The following is a 17,239-nucleotide window of genomic DNA, read 5'->3' as shown; positions in this document are numbered from 1 at the left end:
TCATTTCACCTCACAATAAGATATATCTTATTGATAGTTTACCATAAATTAATTGGTTTTAAAATGAAAAAAATGATCGAAATCACTAGACAAAGCGAAATGTAAACGCTATAATTCAAGTGTAAAATGATATATCAAATTTAAGGGGTGACGAGAATGGTTTATACAGAAGTTCCAAAATCCGTAGCAACATTTATGGAGACAATTACAGAAAAATGCGGTGAAGCACATCAAGATTGGGCAAAAAACTTTCAGGCGGCCTTTGCCAATACTTTACTAACAACAGTGAAACGTCAAGAAGATGGTACTACCTTTTTATTAACAGGCGATATTCCAGCAATGTGGTTAAGAGACTCAACAGCACAAGTTCGTCCATACTTAGTGATTGCGAAAGAAGACGAAGACCTTGCTCAAATGATTGCTGGTTTGGTTAAGCGCCAGTTTCGTTATATTTGCATTGATCCTTATGCCAATGCGTTTAATGAAACAGATAATCATGCAGGCCATCAAACAGATAAGACAGAAATGAATGGCTGGATTTGGGAACGGAAATATGAAATTGATTCATTATGTTACCCGGTCCAATTAGCCTATTTACTTTATAAAAATACCGGGATGACCGAACAATTTAATTCAGACTTTGTGGAAGGCGTCAAAAAAATTCTCAACGTTTTCACAACAGAACAAGATCACGCGCAGTCACCTTATTTATTTGAACGAGATACGTGGCGTCAAGAAGATACGTTGGTTGAAGCAGGGAAAGGAACGCCAGTTGGCAAAACAGGGATGACATGGTCAGGCTTCCGTCCTAGTGATGATGCCTGCCAATATGGTTACTTAGTTCCTTCTAATATGTTTGCAGTCGTAATTTTAGGCTATATTCAAGAAATTTTCTCTGATGTTTTAGAAGACGCGACGATTGTGGCGATAGCTAAAAAATTACAAGAAGAGATTGAAGAAGGCATTCAAACATTTGGACGAACAAAAAATCAAAATAACGAAACGATTTACGCGTATGAAGTGGATGGTTTAGGCAATGCAAGCGTGATGGATGACAGTAATGTTCCCAATTTAGTAGCAGCTCCATATCTGGGCTATTGTTCAACAGAGGATGAACAATATCTAACAACCCGCCAAACTTTATTAAGTAAAGAAAATCCTTACTTCTATGAAGGTAAATATGCGAAAGGGATTGGTAGCTCGCATACACCAGAAAATTACGTGTGGCCGATTGCTTTAGCAATGGAAGGAATGACAACCAAAGATAAAGCAGAAAAAGAACGAATTTTAGATTTATTAGTTGCCACAGATGCGGGGACTCATTTGATGCATGAAGGTTTTGACGTAGATAATCCTGAAAATTATACAAGAGAATGGTTTTCATGGGCTAATATGATGTTTTGTGAATTAGTTATGGATTATTTTGACATCCGAGTGGAAAAATAGGAGGAAAAGTGATGACAAAGAAAAAAGTCTATATTGTTTCCCATAGTCATTGGGATCGTGAATGGTATCTTCCTTATGAAGAACATCATATGCGCTTAATTGAATTAGTGGATAATGTATTAGATTTAATTGAAAATGATCCAGAGTTTAACAGTTTCCATTTAGATGGACAAACGATTATCTTAGACGACTATTTACAAGTTCGCCCAGAGAAAAAAGAAGCCGTGAAAAAAGCTGTCCAAGCAGGTAAACTAAAAATCGGACCATTTTATATTTTACAAGATGACTTTTTAATTAGTTCTGAATCCAATGTTCGAAACATGCTGATTGGGCATTTAGAAAGTCAAAAATGGGGAGCACCAGTTCAATTAGGTTACTTCCCGGATACATTTGGGAATATGGGTCAAACGCCTCAAATGATGCAATTAGCAAATCTGCCTGCGGCTGCCTTTGGACGCGGGGTGAAACCGATTGGCTTTGATAATCAAGTCTTAGAAAGCGACTATAGCTCACAATATTCTGAAATGTGGTGGGAAGGTCCTGACCAAACGAAAATTTTCGGCTTGCTTTTTGCGAACTGGTATAGTAATGGGAACGAAATTCCTTCAGAAAAAGAAGCGGCAATCACTTTTTGGAAACAAAAATTGGCTGATGTGGAACGTTACGCTTCCACAAACCATTTATTGATGATGAACGGGGTCGACCACCAACCGGTACAAAGAGATATTACTAAGGCCATCGCTTTAGCCAATGAACTATTCCCAGAATATGAATTTATTCATTCCAATTTCGATGACTATTTGAAAGCTGTTCAAGAGGAGTTACCAGAAGATTTAGGAACAGTAACAGGTGAATTAACGAGTCAAGAAACGGATGGCTGGTACACATTAGCCAATACTTCTTCTGCTCGCGTCTATTTAAAACAGTGGAACACAAAAGTCCAACGTCAATTAGAAAATATCGCAGAACCTTTAGCAGCAATGGCTTACGAAGTAACTGGCGACTATCCCCATGACCAATTTGATTATGCTTGGAAAACATTGCTTCAAAACCATCCGCACGATAGTATTTGTGGCTGTTCTGTCGACGAGGTTCACCGAGGCATGATGACTCGCTTTGAAAATGCCAATGATGTCGGGCGTTTCTTAGCAGATGAAGCAACACGACAATTAACAGAAGCAATTGATACAAGTGTTTTCCCAGAAAAAGCGCACCCGTTTGTTTTATTTAATACTAGTGGCTATCAGAAAACGGAGGTTGTCACTGTGGAAGTGGAGATTGAACGATTGCCATTTTATACAGGAAAACCTGAAGATCTTTATCATGAATTAATACAAAAAGCGACACCAGATTATCAAGTGATTGATCCAACTGGACAAGCCGTTGCAAGCCGTATTGTCAAAGAAGATGTTCGTTTTGGTTACGATTTACCTAAAGATGCCTTCCGTCAACCGTACATGGCTAAATACTTAACGGTCGAATTATCCGTCAAAGAAATGGCGCCATTCTCTTGGGATAGCTTTGCATTGATTCAAGGAGAAATGAAAGCTTTTGAAGGAAGTCTTTTGGCTAAACCAGCAACAAATGAAATGGAAAACGAATTTATTCAAGTGAAAATTGAAAACAATGGTAGCTTAACCATTGCTGACAAAAAAACAGGAGAAACATTTTCAAAATTGTTAACATTTGAAGATACTGGCGATATTGGGAATGAATATATCTTTTTCAAACCGACCGAAGACCAAGGAATTACAACCGAAAATGTAACGGCTGAAATCACGAATAAAGAAAATTCCCCTGTAAAAGCAAGTTATCAAATTAAACAAACCGTCATGTTACCAGTTTCAGCAGATGAACGATTAGAAGAAGAACAAAAGGCTGTTCGTGAGTTTAGAGAACGCCATGCACAACGTTCAACGACGCTTCGCCCGTTCGAAATAACGACAGTGGTTACAATGATCAAAGAAAGTAACCAATTATTCTTCGAAACAACCATTAATAATCAAATCAAAGATCATCGTTTACGCGTACTTTTCCCAACTGGCATGGTCACAGAAACACACGAAGCGGATAGTATTTATGAAGTCGTGACACGACCAAATCAAGTAAGTGACACATGGGAAAATCCAACAAACCCGCAGCACCAACAAGCGTTTGTGAATGTTCATGATCAAAACAAAGGCGTGACTATCTTCAATGAAGGCTTAAATGAGTATGAAGTCTTAGCAGATGGAACCATTGCGGTCACATTAATTCGTTGTGTTGGCGAACTAGGTGATTGGGGCTATTTTGCGACACCAGAAGCACAATGCCAAGGAGAATATACCTTTAAATATGGTTTGTCATTGCATGGCAAACCAGAAGAACGCTTTGCTACGTATCAACAAGCTTATAGTGCACAAATTCCTTTTACTGCAGCTACTACTGCGCGTCATGAAGGTAAACTAGCACCGAACCATGTTTATTTGACAACGGCAGAAGGACCGATTGGTTGGACAGCCGTTAAACGTCAAGAGCAAACGAATCATTTAGTCGTTCGTGGCTTTAATCTAACAGCGCAAAATATTCCTTGTGAACTTCACAAAGAGACACAACCAGCGACTTGTTTAACAAATGTATTAGAAGAACCGTTGACACCAGCGATAGAAGTTGATGCACCATTACGTCCGTTTGAAATTCGGACATGGCGTTTCGAAAAATAAATAAATAGGAGAACTTTGTTGAAAAGGACAAAGTTCTCCTATTTTCTTCTCTGCTGTTTTTTTGAGATATTTATAATAAAAATCTAGCGAAACAATGAGAAAATCATTCATTTTACGGTCAATTTGTGCTACTATAACGTCAACTGAAGGAGTGAAGCTAAATGGATTTAACCAATCGTTTTAATCGTCAATTAAATAAAATTGCTGTTTCTTTAATTCGTCAATTTGACGAACAAGTCTCAGGAATTGAAGGTATTTTAAAATTAACGCTAGGAGAGCCGGATTTTAACACACCTGAGCATGTCAAAAAAGCAGCCAAAGAAGCAATTGATGCGAATTTTTCTCATTATACAGGGATGTCTGGTTTATTAGATGTCCGTGAAGCAGCCGCTTATTTTATGAAAGAAAAGTACGATTTGACTTACCAACCTGCGACAGAAATTTTAGTAACAGTTGGAGCAACAGAAGCGATTTCAGCTTCGTTATTAGCAATTTTAGAACAAGGTGACAAAGTGCTATTACCAGCACCTATTTACCCAGGGTATGAACCAATTATTACATTGGCGGGGGCGGAACCGGTATATTTGGATACACGAGACAATGATTTTGTCTTGACCCCTGAAATGATTGAAGCGGCGATGGCCGAGCATGGGAACCAAGTCAAAGCAATTATTTTAAATTATCCTAGCAACCCAACTGGTGTCACCTATAACCGCCAAGAGTTGCAAGCCATTGCTGATGTTCTAAAAAAATACGACATTTTTGTGATTAGTGATGAAATTTATAGTGAGTTAACTTATGATGAGAGTCATGTTTCGATTGCTGAAATGTTACGTGACCAAACGATTTTAATTAACGGTTTGTCGAAATCACATGCTATGACAGGCTGGCGGATTGGCTTTATTTTTGCACCAGCGATTTTAACAGCGGAGATTATTAAAGTTCATCAGTATTTAGTTACTGCGGCTGCCACTGTGTCTCAAAAAGCGGCTGTCCGTGCCTTAATCGAAGGAATACATGATGCTGAAATTATGAAAGAAGAGTATCGGAAACGGCGCGATTTTGTTTATGAACAAATGACTCAATTGGGGTTTGAGGTTGCGCGTCCAAATGGCGCCTTTTATATTTTTGCTAAGATTCCTACTGGTTATGAACAAGATTCTATGAAATTTTGTATTGATTTAGCGCAAAAAGAAGCAGTAGCGTTGATTCCAGGTATTTCTTTTGGCCCAGAAGCAGAAGGATACGTCCGAATTAGTTATGCGTCCGAGATGGATAAATTAACAACGGCCATGGAACGAATCGCACATTACATGGCGACACACCGCGTAACGCACTAACCTTTATAGATTCTTTACACAGCTTTACCTTTTATTTACATTTAATTGAAACAGAATTAACAGAGTCTTGGTAGACTAAACTTGTAACTAATTGAAAAGGAAGTGCAAAGATGAAAAAACGTGTAATTGCAGCAACTATGCTGAGTCTAGGGTTATTATTAACTGGGTGTGGCGCTCAAGGAGGCACAACTGAAAAATCCAGCGAAGCGGATAATAACAAACCAGTTAAAATTGTCGCTGTTGGTTCCACCGCTTTACAACCGTTAGTAGATGCTGCGAAAGATCAATTTACACAAGAACATCCCAATTATACGGTTTCTGTCCAAGGTGGCGGCAGCGGAACAGGACTTTCGCAAGTTGCAGATGGCGCAGTGACCATTGGAAATTCCGATGTGTTTGCGGAAGAGAAAGATGGCGTTGATGCCTCTAAATTAGTCGATCATCGGGTGGCCGTGGTTGGTATGGGACCAGTGGTCAACAAAGAAGTCGGCGTGAAGAATTTAACGAAGCAACAATTGATTGACGTCTTTACTGGCAAAGTCAAAAACTGGAAAGAAGTGGGCGGCAAAGATCAAGAAATCGTCGTAATCAATCGCGCCAACGGAAGTGGCACCCGAGCAACATTTGAAAAATGGGGCTTAGATGGGGCTAAACCAGTTCAATCACAAGAACAAGATTCTTCGGGAACAGTTCGTAAAATTGTTGAACAAACACCAGGAGCAATCAGCTATTTAGCTTTTTCTTATATGGATGATTCCACCGTTGCCTTAAGCATTGATGGTGTTGAACCAAAAGAAGAACACGTGAAAGACAATTCATGGAAAATCTGGTCTTATGAACATATGTATACAAAAGGGGAGCCTAATAAAGATGTAAAAGCCTTCTTAGACTATATGGTCACCGATGATGTTCAAAAAACAATTGTCAAAGACTTAGGTTATTTAGCCATCACAGACATGCAAGTAGAACGTGATGTAAACGGAAAAGTAACTGAAAAATAAACAAAAAACTCAGCCAATAAACAGGATTGGCTGAGTTTTTTTAGGCTTCTTTTGTTAAAGGCAAGGTAACTGTAAAAGTGGTGCCTAAGCCTAAGTGACTATCAATGGTGATTTTACCGCCTAATAATTCTGTGTAATTTTGGACAATAGCTAGACCTAGACCGGTGCCACCAGAATGACGGCTACGTGCTTTATCGACGCGATAGAACCGTTCAAAGATCCGTTCTTGGTCTTTTTGACTAATGCCAATGCCAGTATCTTGAACAGATAAACGTAATTGCTTATTTTCTATAGCATAAGAAATAGTAATCTGACCATTTTCTTGGGAATACTGAATGGCATTTTCAATTAGATTCTTCACGATTGGATAAAACAATTCGTATTTGGTGAAAAACTGGCTCTCTGGCAGACCATGAACGACTGTTTTCAGCTGTTTTGCTGCCAATTGTTGCTGATAAGAGCTGAGAATTTCTGTAATAAATTTTTCTAAAGTAATTTCTTGTTCTGCATAAGGAATTGTTGCGCTGCCCCGAGAAAGTTCTAAAATTTCTTGAATTAATTGTTGTAGACGCTGGGCATCTTTTTGCATGATTTGCAAAAATTGATCAAGGACTTCCGGATCTTCTTTGGCGCCATCTATGAGTGTCTCGGTAAAGCCCAAAAGAGAAGTGACAGGCGTTTTTAATTCATGAGACACGTTTGATACAAAATCTTTTTGCATTTTTTCTAGTTGGCGAACGCGCGTTAAATCATAGGCAATGCCTAACACTTGATAATCATTGGCGCTTTGATCATCCAAGTAACGAAGAGAAAGATCTAAACGTAAAGGCGTTGGCCCTTGTGTCACAGTGATTTCTTGATGTAAACTGTTTTTTTCAGCGACGACTTGATGGATTAAATGAATCAAGTCGGCGTCTTGAATCACTTCAAGATAATTGCTTTGCATATTTTTAGCAGAGAGTCCTAACATTTCCTGCATCTTAGGGTTCAACAAACGAAGCCGTCCTTGCGTATCAATGATGAAGACGCCAATCATCAGCTCATCTAAAAGTTCGTGAAATTGCTCATCCGCAGACGTATATGCTTTATACGTTTGACTTACTTGTTGACTCAGTAAGTTAATGGTTTCGTAAAGTTCATTCCATTCTGAAGATTGCTGGATAATGGAGCGATTTTCATCTGGATGTTTAAGCATTCGTTTCAGAATCGGTAAGACAGTCACTAGCGGTTGATTTTTTTGCCGTAACAATAAAAAGATAAACAAGGTAATTAGTAGGAACAAGATGCCAAATGTAAAGATAATATAGCGACGAAAAGATTGGATATTTTTAGAAAATAGCGCAGTTTGTTCCGAAATCCGAATAATACCAACGATTTCTCCTGATTTTAAAACAGGCGTGGCAACGTACAGAAGTTCTTTATTTAACGTTTTACTCTTTCGTAAAGCTGAACCATAGGTAGCTCCTGATAGAACCGCAGCGATTTCAGGTCGTTTTTTGTGCGACTCTAGCGGTTCATTTTGGCTGCTGTCAAAAAAGACGGTACCATTTTTTTGCAACAAAGTTACCCGTTCTTCTGCATCATCTAACGCATGGGTGACAAGGAGTTGTTGTTGGTTTGTCAGTTGTCCTTTTTCGAAAACGGCAGGGGGCAACTGGTCTGTTAAAAGGGTATTTTTTCTTCTTAAATAGGTTTCTTGCTGAGCAACCATTTCCTTTTGAAAGAAAAAATTGGTCGCCGCAATACTCCCGACAAATAATAAAAGCATGACTGCCGCAACTAAAAAATATTCAATCCGCAGTCTCTTTTTCATCGCTTTGGCTCCTGAAAACGGTAGCCAAAGCCACGGACAGTTACTAAGTAAACGGGCCGTTTGGGATCGGGCTCGATTTTATCACGTAAATGACTAATGTGGACATCGACGATGCGACTTTGTCCAGCGAAGTCATATTGCCAAATTCGTTCCAACAAGGTTTCCCGATTAATGACCCGATCTTTGCGTTTCATGAAGTAAACGAGTAATTCAAATTCTTTCGGTGTTAGCTCAATGGGCTGATTGCGCACAAAGACTTCATAATTTTGTTCATCCACACGAATCTCGCCAATCACAAGCGGAGCTTTAGGTGTGTCCTCTTGAAGCGGTTCGGTCGTGGTAGGTTTTAAACGACGAAAAATAGCTTTCATGCGTGCTAGGACTTCTCTGGGACTAAAAGGTTTTGTTAAATAATCATCTGCCCCAATTTCTAAGCCGATGATTTTATCTACTTGTTCATCTTTGGCAGTTAAAATCAAAATAGGCGTGTCAATTTTTTCTCGACGAAGTGCTTTGGTAATTTCTAAGCCATCCATACCAGGAAGCATTACATCTAAAATTATAAAATCATATTGATTAGACAAAGCTAATTCGAAGCCGTTTTTACCATCTTCGGAAGTAGTCACCTGATAGCCTTCTTTTTCCAAATTAAAGGTTAACAAAGTTAAAATCGATGGTTCATCATCGACGACAAGAACTTTTTTCATTTACATAACTCCTTCAAGAAATTTCTGAAAATAAGTGTATATTTCACTATTGTTAGTTTAACATATTTTTAGAGGAAGAACGTACTTTAAAGTAAGCGAGAATGCTACTTTTGAGAAAAGTCAACTCATGGTATAATAGAGAAATGAAATGAGGAGAAGCGAATGATTGGTATTAGTAGTTGCTTAGGTGGGATTTGTTGCCGTTACGATGGAAAATCTCAAGAACAAGAAGCGTTAAAACAACTTGTAACTAATGGAAAAGCACTAATGATTTGTCCCGAAGTTTTAGGAGAGTTGCCCATTCCACGTCCGCCAGCAGAAATCATTGGCGGGGATGGCTTTGATGTTTGGGCGAATACTGCTTATGTATATACGGATAACGGGGAAGACGTGACTGAGGCATTTAAAGCAGGGGCACAACGCGCGTATCAAAAATTAAAAACTCAACAAATTACAACCTTGATTTTGAAAGAAAAAAGTCCCAGCTGTGGCAGCCAGCTGATTTATGATGGACAATTTTCTGGCATTAAAAAAGCTGGAGTTGGAGTCGCAACTGCTTATTTTATTCAACAAGGAATGACCGTTTATTCTGAAGAAACATGGCAACTTGCGGACATTTCTTTTTAAAAGGTAAAAACTTAGTAAAAAAAGATTGACTATTCCCTATGAAATCGGTAACCTATAAGGGATTGAAGATGGGAGCACGGCTCATGGAAATGGAAAAAACAAACCGCATGAATGCGTTATTTGAATTTTATTCGACATTATTAACGGAAAAGCAGATGAATTATATGGAGCTTTACTATGCTGATGACTTTTCTTTAGGAGAAATTGCGGAAGAATATGAGGTTAGTCGCCAAGCGGTTTATGATAACATTAAACGAACCGAAAAAATTTTAGAAGAATACGAAAAAAAGTTACATCTTTATTCAAACTATGTTGTACGGAAAGAATATCTTGAACAACTACAGCAGTATGTTCAAGAAACCTATCCAAAAGATAGTGAAATCAAAAAATATATTGAACAAATTCAAGAAATAGAGGAATGAAACTATGGCTTTTGAGAGTTTAACAAACCGCCTACAACAGGCAATGAGTAAAATCCGTCGTAAGGGAAAAGTTTCCGAAGCCGACGTAAAAGAAATGATGCGAGAAATCCGTTTGGCTTTATTAGAAGCCGACGTTAATTTACAAGTGGTCAAAGATTTCACGAAACGCGTCAGAGAACGTGCAGTAGGAGTCGAAGTATTAGAAAGCTTATCACCAGCCCAACAAATTGTAAAAATTGTTGATGAAGAATTAACGAAAACGTTAGGTTCAGAAACGGTTGAACTGAATAAATCTCCAAAAATCCCGACAGTGATCATGATGACAGGGTTACAAGGGGCTGGTAAAACAACTTTTACTGGTAAATTAGCCAAACACTTAATGAAAACTGAAAACGCTCGTCCCCTTTTAATCGCTGGTGACGTTTATCGTCCAGCAGCGATTGATCAGTTGAAGGTTTTAGGTCAACAATTAGAAGTTCCCGTTTTTGATATGGGAACAGATGCTAATCCAGTGGAAATTGTTCGTCAAGGGTTAGCGTTAGCAAAAGAAAAGAAAAATGATTATGTCTTAATTGATACGGCCGGCCGTTTACACATTGATGAAGCTTTAATGGACGAATTGAAACAAATTAAAGAGTTGGCTAATCCCAATGAAATTCTGTTAGTTGTTGATGCGATGACGGGGCAAGATGCTGTCAACGTTGCAGATAGTTTTAATGAACAGCTTGGAATTACTGGGGTTGTTATTACCAAAATGGACGGCGATACTCGTGGGGGGGCCGCACTGTCAATTCGGGCAGTAACGGGCGCTCCGATTAAATTTGTCGGTTCTGGTGAAAAATTAACCGATTTAGAAATTTTCCATCCCGATCGTATGTCGAGTCGTATCCTAGGTATGGGGGACATGTTGACGCTAATTGAAAAAGCGCAACAAGATTACGATGAGAAAAAAGCAGAAGAACTTGCTCAAAAAATGAAAGAAAACAGTTTTGACTTTAACGATTTCATTGAGCAATTGGATCAAGTGATGGGCATGGGACCGATTGAAGACTTATTAAAAATGATCCCTGGAATGAGTAACATGCCTGGTATTGAAAATGTCAAAGTCGATCCTAAAGATGTGGCACGGAAACGGGCGATGGTCCTATCAATGACCCCTGCAGAACGTGAAAATCCTGATCTATTAAATCCTAGTCGCCGCCGTAGAATTGCAGCTGGTTCAGGAAATAGTGTGGTTGAAGTCAATCGTATGATTAAACAATTTAAAGAATCCAAAAAAATGATGCAACAAATGTCCAAAGGGGATATGAACATTCCTGGTATGGATCAAATGCTAGGTGGCGGCGTTAAAGGCAAGCTAGGCAAAATGGCCATGAATCGCATGATGAAGAAAAACAAAAAGAAGAAAAAGAAAAAAAGATAAACAAGCTTTAGTTAATTATCGTAAGAAATAGAAAGTGCGCCATCAGTTGAAGAGACTGATGGCGCACTTTCTATTTAAGCGTAGTTTTGGATAATTGCGTTTAACGCTTCGGCAAAACCAGCGCCGTGTTGTTCATAATATGACGTAAATCGTTCATCGCCAACATACATAAGGCCTAACCCTTTGTGTGCTTCTGGCGAATAGCTTGACCAAGAGTACATTAACCAATCTTTGTGTAATTGGAAAATTTCTTGCCCAAGTTGACTAGTCAACTTGGGTGATTTTTGATACATGGCTAACTTAGAAAATAAATCTTTTTCCACGTTCTGCATTGCTTGCATGTCTTTTTCCGTCAAGTTTAAATATTTTTTGTTGGCTTGTTCAATCGTTTCGTTGCCATATTTTTCCCGAATCTCTTTACCATATTTTTCTTCGTTTTCTTGAACTCTTTGTTGTTTGAATGCTTCGAATTTTTGCTGATCTGACATGTTTATCTCTCCTTTGTAGTGGTGTAAGGTTTGTTGAACAGAGGCTAAAAGACGATCAATTTCATTGCGCTTTTCCAATAGTTTTTGTTGATGCTCATATAAAGCCTGTTCGACATTAAAGTCAGGTTGCTCCAAAATTTCTTTAATTTCGTCTAGTTTCAGATCTAATTCACGGTAAAAAAGGATTTGTTGCAAACGATTCACCTCGGCTTGCCCGTAAATTCGATAACCAGAAGAATTAATTTTGGCTGGTTGAAGAAGACCAATTTCATCATAATATCGTAACGTCCGTGCACTGACGCCAGACAGTGAAGCCATTTTTTTAATTGTATATTCCATCATTCATTCCCCCTGACAAAACCTATCATAAACCTTTACGTAACGAGAAGGTCAAGCAAAAAAATAAAAAAGGGGGACAACCTATAAAAAAGTTGCCTCACTTTTTCTCGATTGATTCAATTAGGCAGTTAGGCGATTAAAGAAATCCACGTAAGCATCTACAATTGATTGTAAGAAACCAACAGTGCCATCAATAATTTTACCATCTTCACCAATTAAGTTCGTAATACCGCCAATATAGGCTTCAGGTTGTTGTAAAGTTGGAACATTTAAGAAGACTAATGATTGTCTTAAATGATGGTTCGCACCAAATCCGCTAATTGCACCTGGTGAAACACTCACCACAAGTCCTGGTTTTTTATCCCAAACGCTTTCGCCATACGGACGTGAACCGACATCCAATGCATTTTTTAAAACAGCTGGTACTGAACGGTTATATTCTGGTGTTACAAACATCACACCATCTACTTGTTTGACTTCTTCACGGAATGTAGTCCAAGCTTCGGTGGGGGTTCCTTCATCATCCAAATCTTGATTGTATAATTCTAAATCACCAATGTTAATAAAAACAGGTTCGAAATCAGCTGGAAATAAGTCCGCCATTGTTTTTGCTACCAATTTGTTAAATGAATCTTTTCTTAAACTCCCTACAAAAATACCAATTTTTTTTGTCATGTAAATCCCTCCATTTTTCTTTTACTTACTTTATGATAGTACTTTTTCGAAAAAAGCGCAAACGTTTTATCCTTGTACATTGTTGAACTTCGTAACTTCACGTATAATAGCTAGTAAAAGGATGAGTAAAGGAGCAACTGCTTGAATAAAAAAATAAATTGGCACCGACAGTTAACACCGTTGGAGAAACAAACATTGACTGAATTAAGAAACAAGGAAATGATTAAACAAGGGACTTTTTATAAATTGGAACAAACATTTCCTGAGGAATCAGCTTATACTTATTATGGTGTATACAGGAAAGAACAAACCATTCAAGCGTATATCGTAGGGTATTGTTTTGATGGGGAAACCTTGGAAGCGACGATTGTTGCGCCAAATGTAGGACCATTTTTTGAAGAACTTGTTCAAGAACTCGAAAAGCAAGCAGCTTTGCGGGGAATGAAAGAAGTCTTTCTCGTGATGGACGACAAGCAATCTGTTGGCCTGGATTATTTTAATAGACAAGGAATTGTCCCAGCTTTTTCAGAACAGTATCTGGTTTTTCAAAGAGAAACTTCCTCACAGGCGTTGGCGAAGCTGACACTTCTCCGACCACAAGCGGCTGATTTGCATTCCTTGGCCAGGTTACTCGAAGGTACGCCTTTGCCGGAGGACCTTCAACGAACACTTCTTTATAAAGAAAACAATCAACTTTTAGCCACGCTACGTTTGGATCATTTTGAAAACGAATGGGGGATTTATGGCTTTGTTGTGACAAAAACGCACCGAGGTCGCGGTCTTGGCCGTCAAGTGTTACAGTCTGCGCTCCGAATGATTTTAGAAAATTCAGCTTCAGCGACTATTTTTTTAGAAGTTGAAACAGAAAATCAAGCAGCGCTTCATCTCTATCAAACAGAAGGCTTTCAAGTGAGAAACCAGTACAACTATTATCAAATTTTGTAAAAATTCTTCATTATTTCGTTTGATTTCCTGCAAATTGGCTAAAAAAATTGAAAAAAAGTAAAGGTGTCAAGAAAAAACTCTTTACAGGTTGTTGTTAATCTGTTAAACTAACTCTTGTGATTAAGTTAATGGAGGTGTATTTAATAATGGCAGTTAAAATTCGTTTAAAACGTATGGGTTCTAAAAAGAGTCCTTTTTACCGTATTGTAGTAGCTGATTCTCGTTCTCCTCGTGATGGACGTTTCATCGAAACTGTAGGTACTTATAACCCTTTGAAAGACCCTGCAGAAGTAGTTTTAAAAGAAGATTTAGTTTTAGATTGGTTATCTAAAGGTGCGCAACCTTCTGATACAGTTCGTAACATCCTTTCAAAAGAAGGCGTTATGAAAAAACATCATGAAGCTAAAAACGTTAAGAAATAAGGTGATTGAATATGGCAGATGTGAAAGAGTTAATTTTAACTATTGTCCGTCCGTTAGTCAGTCAACCTGAAGCAGTCTCATTAGAAATTGAGGAATCAACTGACTTCCTTGAGTATAATTTGACTGTGGCCAAAGAAGATATTGGACGTATCATTGGTAAACAAGGGCGTGTTGCAAAAGCAATTCGGACAATTGTTTATAGTGTACGTATCGATGGTCCGAAAAAGGTCCGTTTAAATATTCTTGATGGTAAATAAGCATTAACAAGGAGGTAGCCTAGCTATCTTCTTTTTTTATACATAACGAAAAAGTTTTCATTGCTAGAGACAGGCCTTTCTTGCTAAAATGGATGTATCCAGAATAAAGGAGCGATTTGTATGACAAAACGAATTATCATTATGAACTTTGATATTGAAAGTAAATCGTACCAAGCATTTTCCGAAATAAAAAAGATGCAGGCAGAAAGACAGCTTAAAGGTGAGCAAATGGCGGTTGTTACGCATGTTAATGACGGCCAGCATCAATTTAAAATCAATGATTTTATCGATTTTACAGGCAACAATCATACGTCAAAAGATAGCATGATTGGGATGTTAGTAGGCATATTAGGTGGTCCTTTGGGCATTCTTTTTGGCTGGTTTGCTGGTAGTATGTATGGTGCAAGCAAAGACGCCAAAGAAATTCAAGAAGCACAAACGGTTTTTGAACATGTGATTCAAAAGATTGATGAAGGACAAACGGGATTATTATTAATTGCAGAAGAAGAAGACAACCGTCCGCTCAACCAATTGGTTATGTTCGAATTAGGCGGCGAAATCACGCGGCTTGATTTAGAGGAAGTCCAACAAGAAATTAATGATGCGAACGAAGTTGCAAATGAAGCGAAACAATCGTGGCAAGCAAAAAAAGAACAACATAAAGAAACGACATCGAAAGAAGAATAAGGATCAAAGACTGTTTTCTGCATAAAGGGAAACAGTCTTTTAAAATACTGAGAAATTACGGTTTTTTATGGTAGTTTGCTAATTTTTTGTTATTTTATCGTAAAATACGGTAAACTAAGAAGAAAACTTTGAGAAAATGGATAAATTATTATTTGCTAAAGGAGCAAACTTCTTCTAAAATAAAAAGGAAGTTTAAAAGAAAGTATGGTAGCAGATGGAAATACAATTTTTAGGAACAGGCGCTGGTGTGCCAGCAAAACATCGCAATGTCACAGGGATTGCGTTGAAATTATTAGATGAACGAAATGCAGTATGGCTCTTCGATTGTGGCGAAGGGACTCAATTGCAAATTTTAAAAAGTAGTATTCGCCCAAGAAAAATTGAAAAGATTTTTATTACACATTTACATGGGGATCATATTTTTGGTTTACCTGGTTTATTAAGTAGTCGTTCTTTTCAGGGCGGGACAGAACCTTTAGAAATCTATGGACCAGTAGGAATTGCTGACTTTGTCAAGACTTCTTTACGGGTCTCACAATCACGGTTGTCCTACCCACTGAAATTTATTGAATTGACGAAAGAAAATGACGTTATTTTTAAAGATAAACAATTCACTGTTCGCTGTAATATCTTGGACCATGGCATCACGAGCTTTGGCTATCGAATTGAGGAAGCAGCACATGAAGGAGAATTACAAGTAGAGAAACTTCAAGCTTTAGGGATTCCTTCTGGGCCATTGTATGGCAAAATCAAACGTGGAGAAACGATTGTTTTTGATGGACAGGAAATTAATGGACAAGCGTTTGTGGGAGAGCGCAAACCTGGTCGAATCGTGACGATCTTAGGAGACACTCGCAAAACCAAAAATAGCGTAACCTTAGCACAACGAGCGGATGTTTTAGTCCATGAAAGTACGTTTAATAAACATGAAGCAAAAATGGCAAAAGCCTACTTTCACTCAACCAGTCAACAAGCAGCTGAAGTCGCAAAAGAAGCACAAGTAAAACAACTTATTTTAACGCATATTAGTGCCCGTTATTTAACCAAAGAGGCCTATCAGCTTCAAGAAGAAGCCCAAGAAATTTTCCCCAATACAAAAATCGTGAAAGATATGGATATCATTGAGATTCCATTTGCCAATGAAGGAGGAGTTTAGATGGATTTAACCAATAAAGTCGTTGTCGTAACTGGAGGTTCAGCTGGTTTAGGTGAACAAATTTGTTATGAAGCAGCTAAACAAGGGGCGGTCGTCGTTGTCTGCGCCCGCAGAATTAATTTGATTAGTAAAGTTCGCCAGCATTGCGCTGCTTTAAGCGGAAGAGAAGCGTTTTCTTATCAATTAGATATTGCCGATCCAGAAAGTGTTGAACGTGTGGTTGAAGCTATTTCTGCAGAAGTTGGTCCGATAGATGTTTTAGTCAACAATGCTGGTTTTGGTTTGTTTGAAAATTTTGTTGCAATTGACTTGGCTGTTGCGCGCCAAATGTTTGATGTCAACGTTCTAGGAATGATGACGTTTACTCAAAAAGTAGCCATTAAAATGATTGAAGCTGGGCAAGGACATATTATCAACGTTGCTTCAATGGCTGGGAAGATGGCTACAGCTAAATCAACCGTTTATTCTGCAACAAAATTTGCTGTGTTAGGTTTTTCAAATGCCTTACGTTTAGAGTTGAAACCCTTGGGTGTAGCAGTAACGACTGTCAATCCAGGACCAATCCAAACAGAATTCTTTGATAAAGCGGACCCGACAGGCACATATCTAGCTGCGGTGGATAAAATTATTTTGGACCCTACGAAATTAGCGAAAGAAGTGGTTGGGAGTATGGGAACTTCTCGACGTGAGATTAATCGTCCATTTGTCATGGAAGCAGCTGCCCGCTTTTATACAATGTTTCCACATTTAGGAGATTTCATAGCGGGGAATATTTTAAATAAAAAATAA

At 38.3% G+C, this 17,239-nt stretch carries 17 protein-coding genes; 13 read left to right on the top strand and 4 right to left on the bottom strand.

The features are described from left to right. Positions 1 to 156: 156 nt before the first annotated feature. The 4 genes from IGL49_RS06790 (at position 157) to IGL49_RS06775 (ending at position 6,489) form a co-directional block, all read left to right on the top strand. Positions 157 to 1,446 (top strand): glycoside hydrolase family 125 protein, encoded by a 1,290-nt coding sequence (locus IGL49_RS06790; RefSeq protein WP_002357422.1) that lies wholly within the window; start codon positions 157 to 159, stop codon positions 1,444 to 1,446. A gap of 11 nt (positions 1,447 to 1,457) precedes the next feature. After that, positions 1,458 to 4,148 carry an alpha-mannosidase gene (locus IGL49_RS06785; protein ID WP_104853980.1) on the top strand — a complete coding sequence of 897 codons (2,691 nt, stop codon included), beginning with the start codon at positions 1,458 to 1,460 and terminating at the stop codon, positions 4,146 to 4,148. Positions 4,149 to 4,309: 161 nt separating this feature from the next. Next, positions 4,310 to 5,488, top strand: coding sequence for a pyridoxal phosphate-dependent aminotransferase (locus IGL49_RS06780; RefSeq protein ID WP_104853979.1), 1,179 nt, complete (start codon positions 4,310 to 4,312; stop codon positions 5,486 to 5,488). Positions 5,489 to 5,598: 110 nt separating this feature from the next. Next, complete coding sequence (locus IGL49_RS06775; protein WP_104853978.1) at positions 5,599 to 6,489, top strand: phosphate ABC transporter substrate-binding protein PstS family protein; 891 nt, start codon at positions 5,599 to 5,601, stop codon at positions 6,487 to 6,489. Between the two features lie 40 nt (positions 6,490 to 6,529). Here IGL49_RS06775 and pnpS read toward each other — a convergent pair whose 3' ends face one another. Beyond that, on the bottom strand, positions 6,530 to 8,302 hold the full coding sequence (gene pnpS / locus IGL49_RS06770; RefSeq protein ID WP_104853977.1) for a two-component system histidine kinase PnpS: 1,773 nt from the start codon (positions 8,300 to 8,302) through the stop codon (positions 6,530 to 6,532). Further along, complete coding sequence (locus tag IGL49_RS06765) at positions 8,299 to 9,009, bottom strand: response regulator transcription factor (RefSeq protein WP_002360193.1); 711 nt, start codon at positions 9,007 to 9,009, stop codon at positions 8,299 to 8,301. Before IGL49_RS06765 ends, pnpS begins: the two co-directional genes overlap by 4 nt. A gap of 162 nt (positions 9,010 to 9,171) precedes the next feature. Between IGL49_RS06765 and IGL49_RS06760 the strand changes: the two genes are divergently transcribed. From IGL49_RS06760 to ffh, 3 genes are all read left to right on the top strand, one after another. Beyond that, positions 9,172 to 9,636 (top strand): DUF523 domain-containing protein, encoded by a 465-nt coding sequence (locus IGL49_RS06760; RefSeq protein ID WP_104853976.1) that lies wholly within the window; start codon positions 9,172 to 9,174, stop codon positions 9,634 to 9,636. A gap of 83 nt (positions 9,637 to 9,719) precedes the next feature. Continuing rightward, positions 9,720 to 10,058 (top strand): putative DNA-binding protein, encoded by a 339-nt coding sequence (locus IGL49_RS06755; protein ID WP_002357429.1) that lies wholly within the window; start codon positions 9,720 to 9,722, stop codon positions 10,056 to 10,058. Between the two features lie 4 nt (positions 10,059 to 10,062). After that, positions 10,063 to 11,481, top strand: coding sequence for a signal recognition particle protein (gene ffh / locus IGL49_RS06750; RefSeq protein WP_002360194.1), 1,419 nt, complete (start codon positions 10,063 to 10,065; stop codon positions 11,479 to 11,481). 74 nt (positions 11,482 to 11,555) lie between these two features. Here ffh and IGL49_RS06745 read toward each other — a convergent pair whose 3' ends face one another. Then, positions 11,556 to 12,311, bottom strand: a complete 756-nt coding sequence (locus IGL49_RS06745; protein WP_162782487.1) for a MerR family transcriptional regulator — start codon at positions 12,309 to 12,311, stop codon at positions 11,556 to 11,558. Positions 12,312 to 12,428: 117 nt separating this feature from the next. Further along, complete coding sequence (locus IGL49_RS06740) at positions 12,429 to 12,983, bottom strand: NADPH-dependent FMN reductase (protein WP_002357432.1); 555 nt, start codon at positions 12,981 to 12,983, stop codon at positions 12,429 to 12,431. Positions 12,984 to 13,124: 141 nt separating this feature from the next. Between IGL49_RS06740 and IGL49_RS06735 the strand changes: the two genes are divergently transcribed. The 6 genes from IGL49_RS06735 (at position 13,125) to IGL49_RS06710 (ending at position 17,239) form a co-directional block, all read left to right on the top strand. After that, a complete protein-coding gene (locus IGL49_RS06735; protein ID WP_162782486.1) occupies positions 13,125 to 13,928 on the top strand; it encodes a GNAT family N-acetyltransferase in 804 nt (267 codons plus the stop codon). 146 nt (positions 13,929 to 14,074) lie between these two features. After that, positions 14,075 to 14,350, top strand: a complete 276-nt coding sequence (rpsP, locus tag IGL49_RS06730) for a 30S ribosomal protein S16 (protein ID WP_002357434.1) — start codon at positions 14,075 to 14,077, stop codon at positions 14,348 to 14,350. Between the two features lie 11 nt (positions 14,351 to 14,361). After that, positions 14,362 to 14,607, top strand: a complete 246-nt coding sequence (locus IGL49_RS06725; protein ID WP_002357435.1) for a KH domain-containing protein — start codon at positions 14,362 to 14,364, stop codon at positions 14,605 to 14,607. 120 nt (positions 14,608 to 14,727) lie between these two features. Continuing rightward, positions 14,728 to 15,294, top strand: coding sequence for a DUF1269 domain-containing protein (locus IGL49_RS06720; RefSeq protein ID WP_104853693.1), 567 nt, complete (start codon positions 14,728 to 14,730; stop codon positions 15,292 to 15,294). Between the two features lie 214 nt (positions 15,295 to 15,508). After that, on the top strand, positions 15,509 to 16,450 hold the full coding sequence (gene rnz / locus IGL49_RS06715; protein WP_104853692.1) for a ribonuclease Z: 942 nt from the start codon (positions 15,509 to 15,511) through the stop codon (positions 16,448 to 16,450). Beyond that, positions 16,451 to 17,239, top strand: coding sequence for an SDR family NAD(P)-dependent oxidoreductase (locus IGL49_RS06710; protein ID WP_104853691.1), 789 nt, complete (start codon positions 16,451 to 16,453; stop codon positions 17,237 to 17,239).

It is taken from the genome of Enterococcus sp. DIV1337a, from assembly GCF_051712285.1.
GTDB lineage: Bacteria > Bacillota > Bacilli > Lactobacillales > Enterococcaceae > Enterococcus > Enterococcus faecalis.
Note: the sequence above shows the minus strand (reverse complement) of the source record. Positions and strands in the feature narration are given on the sequence as shown.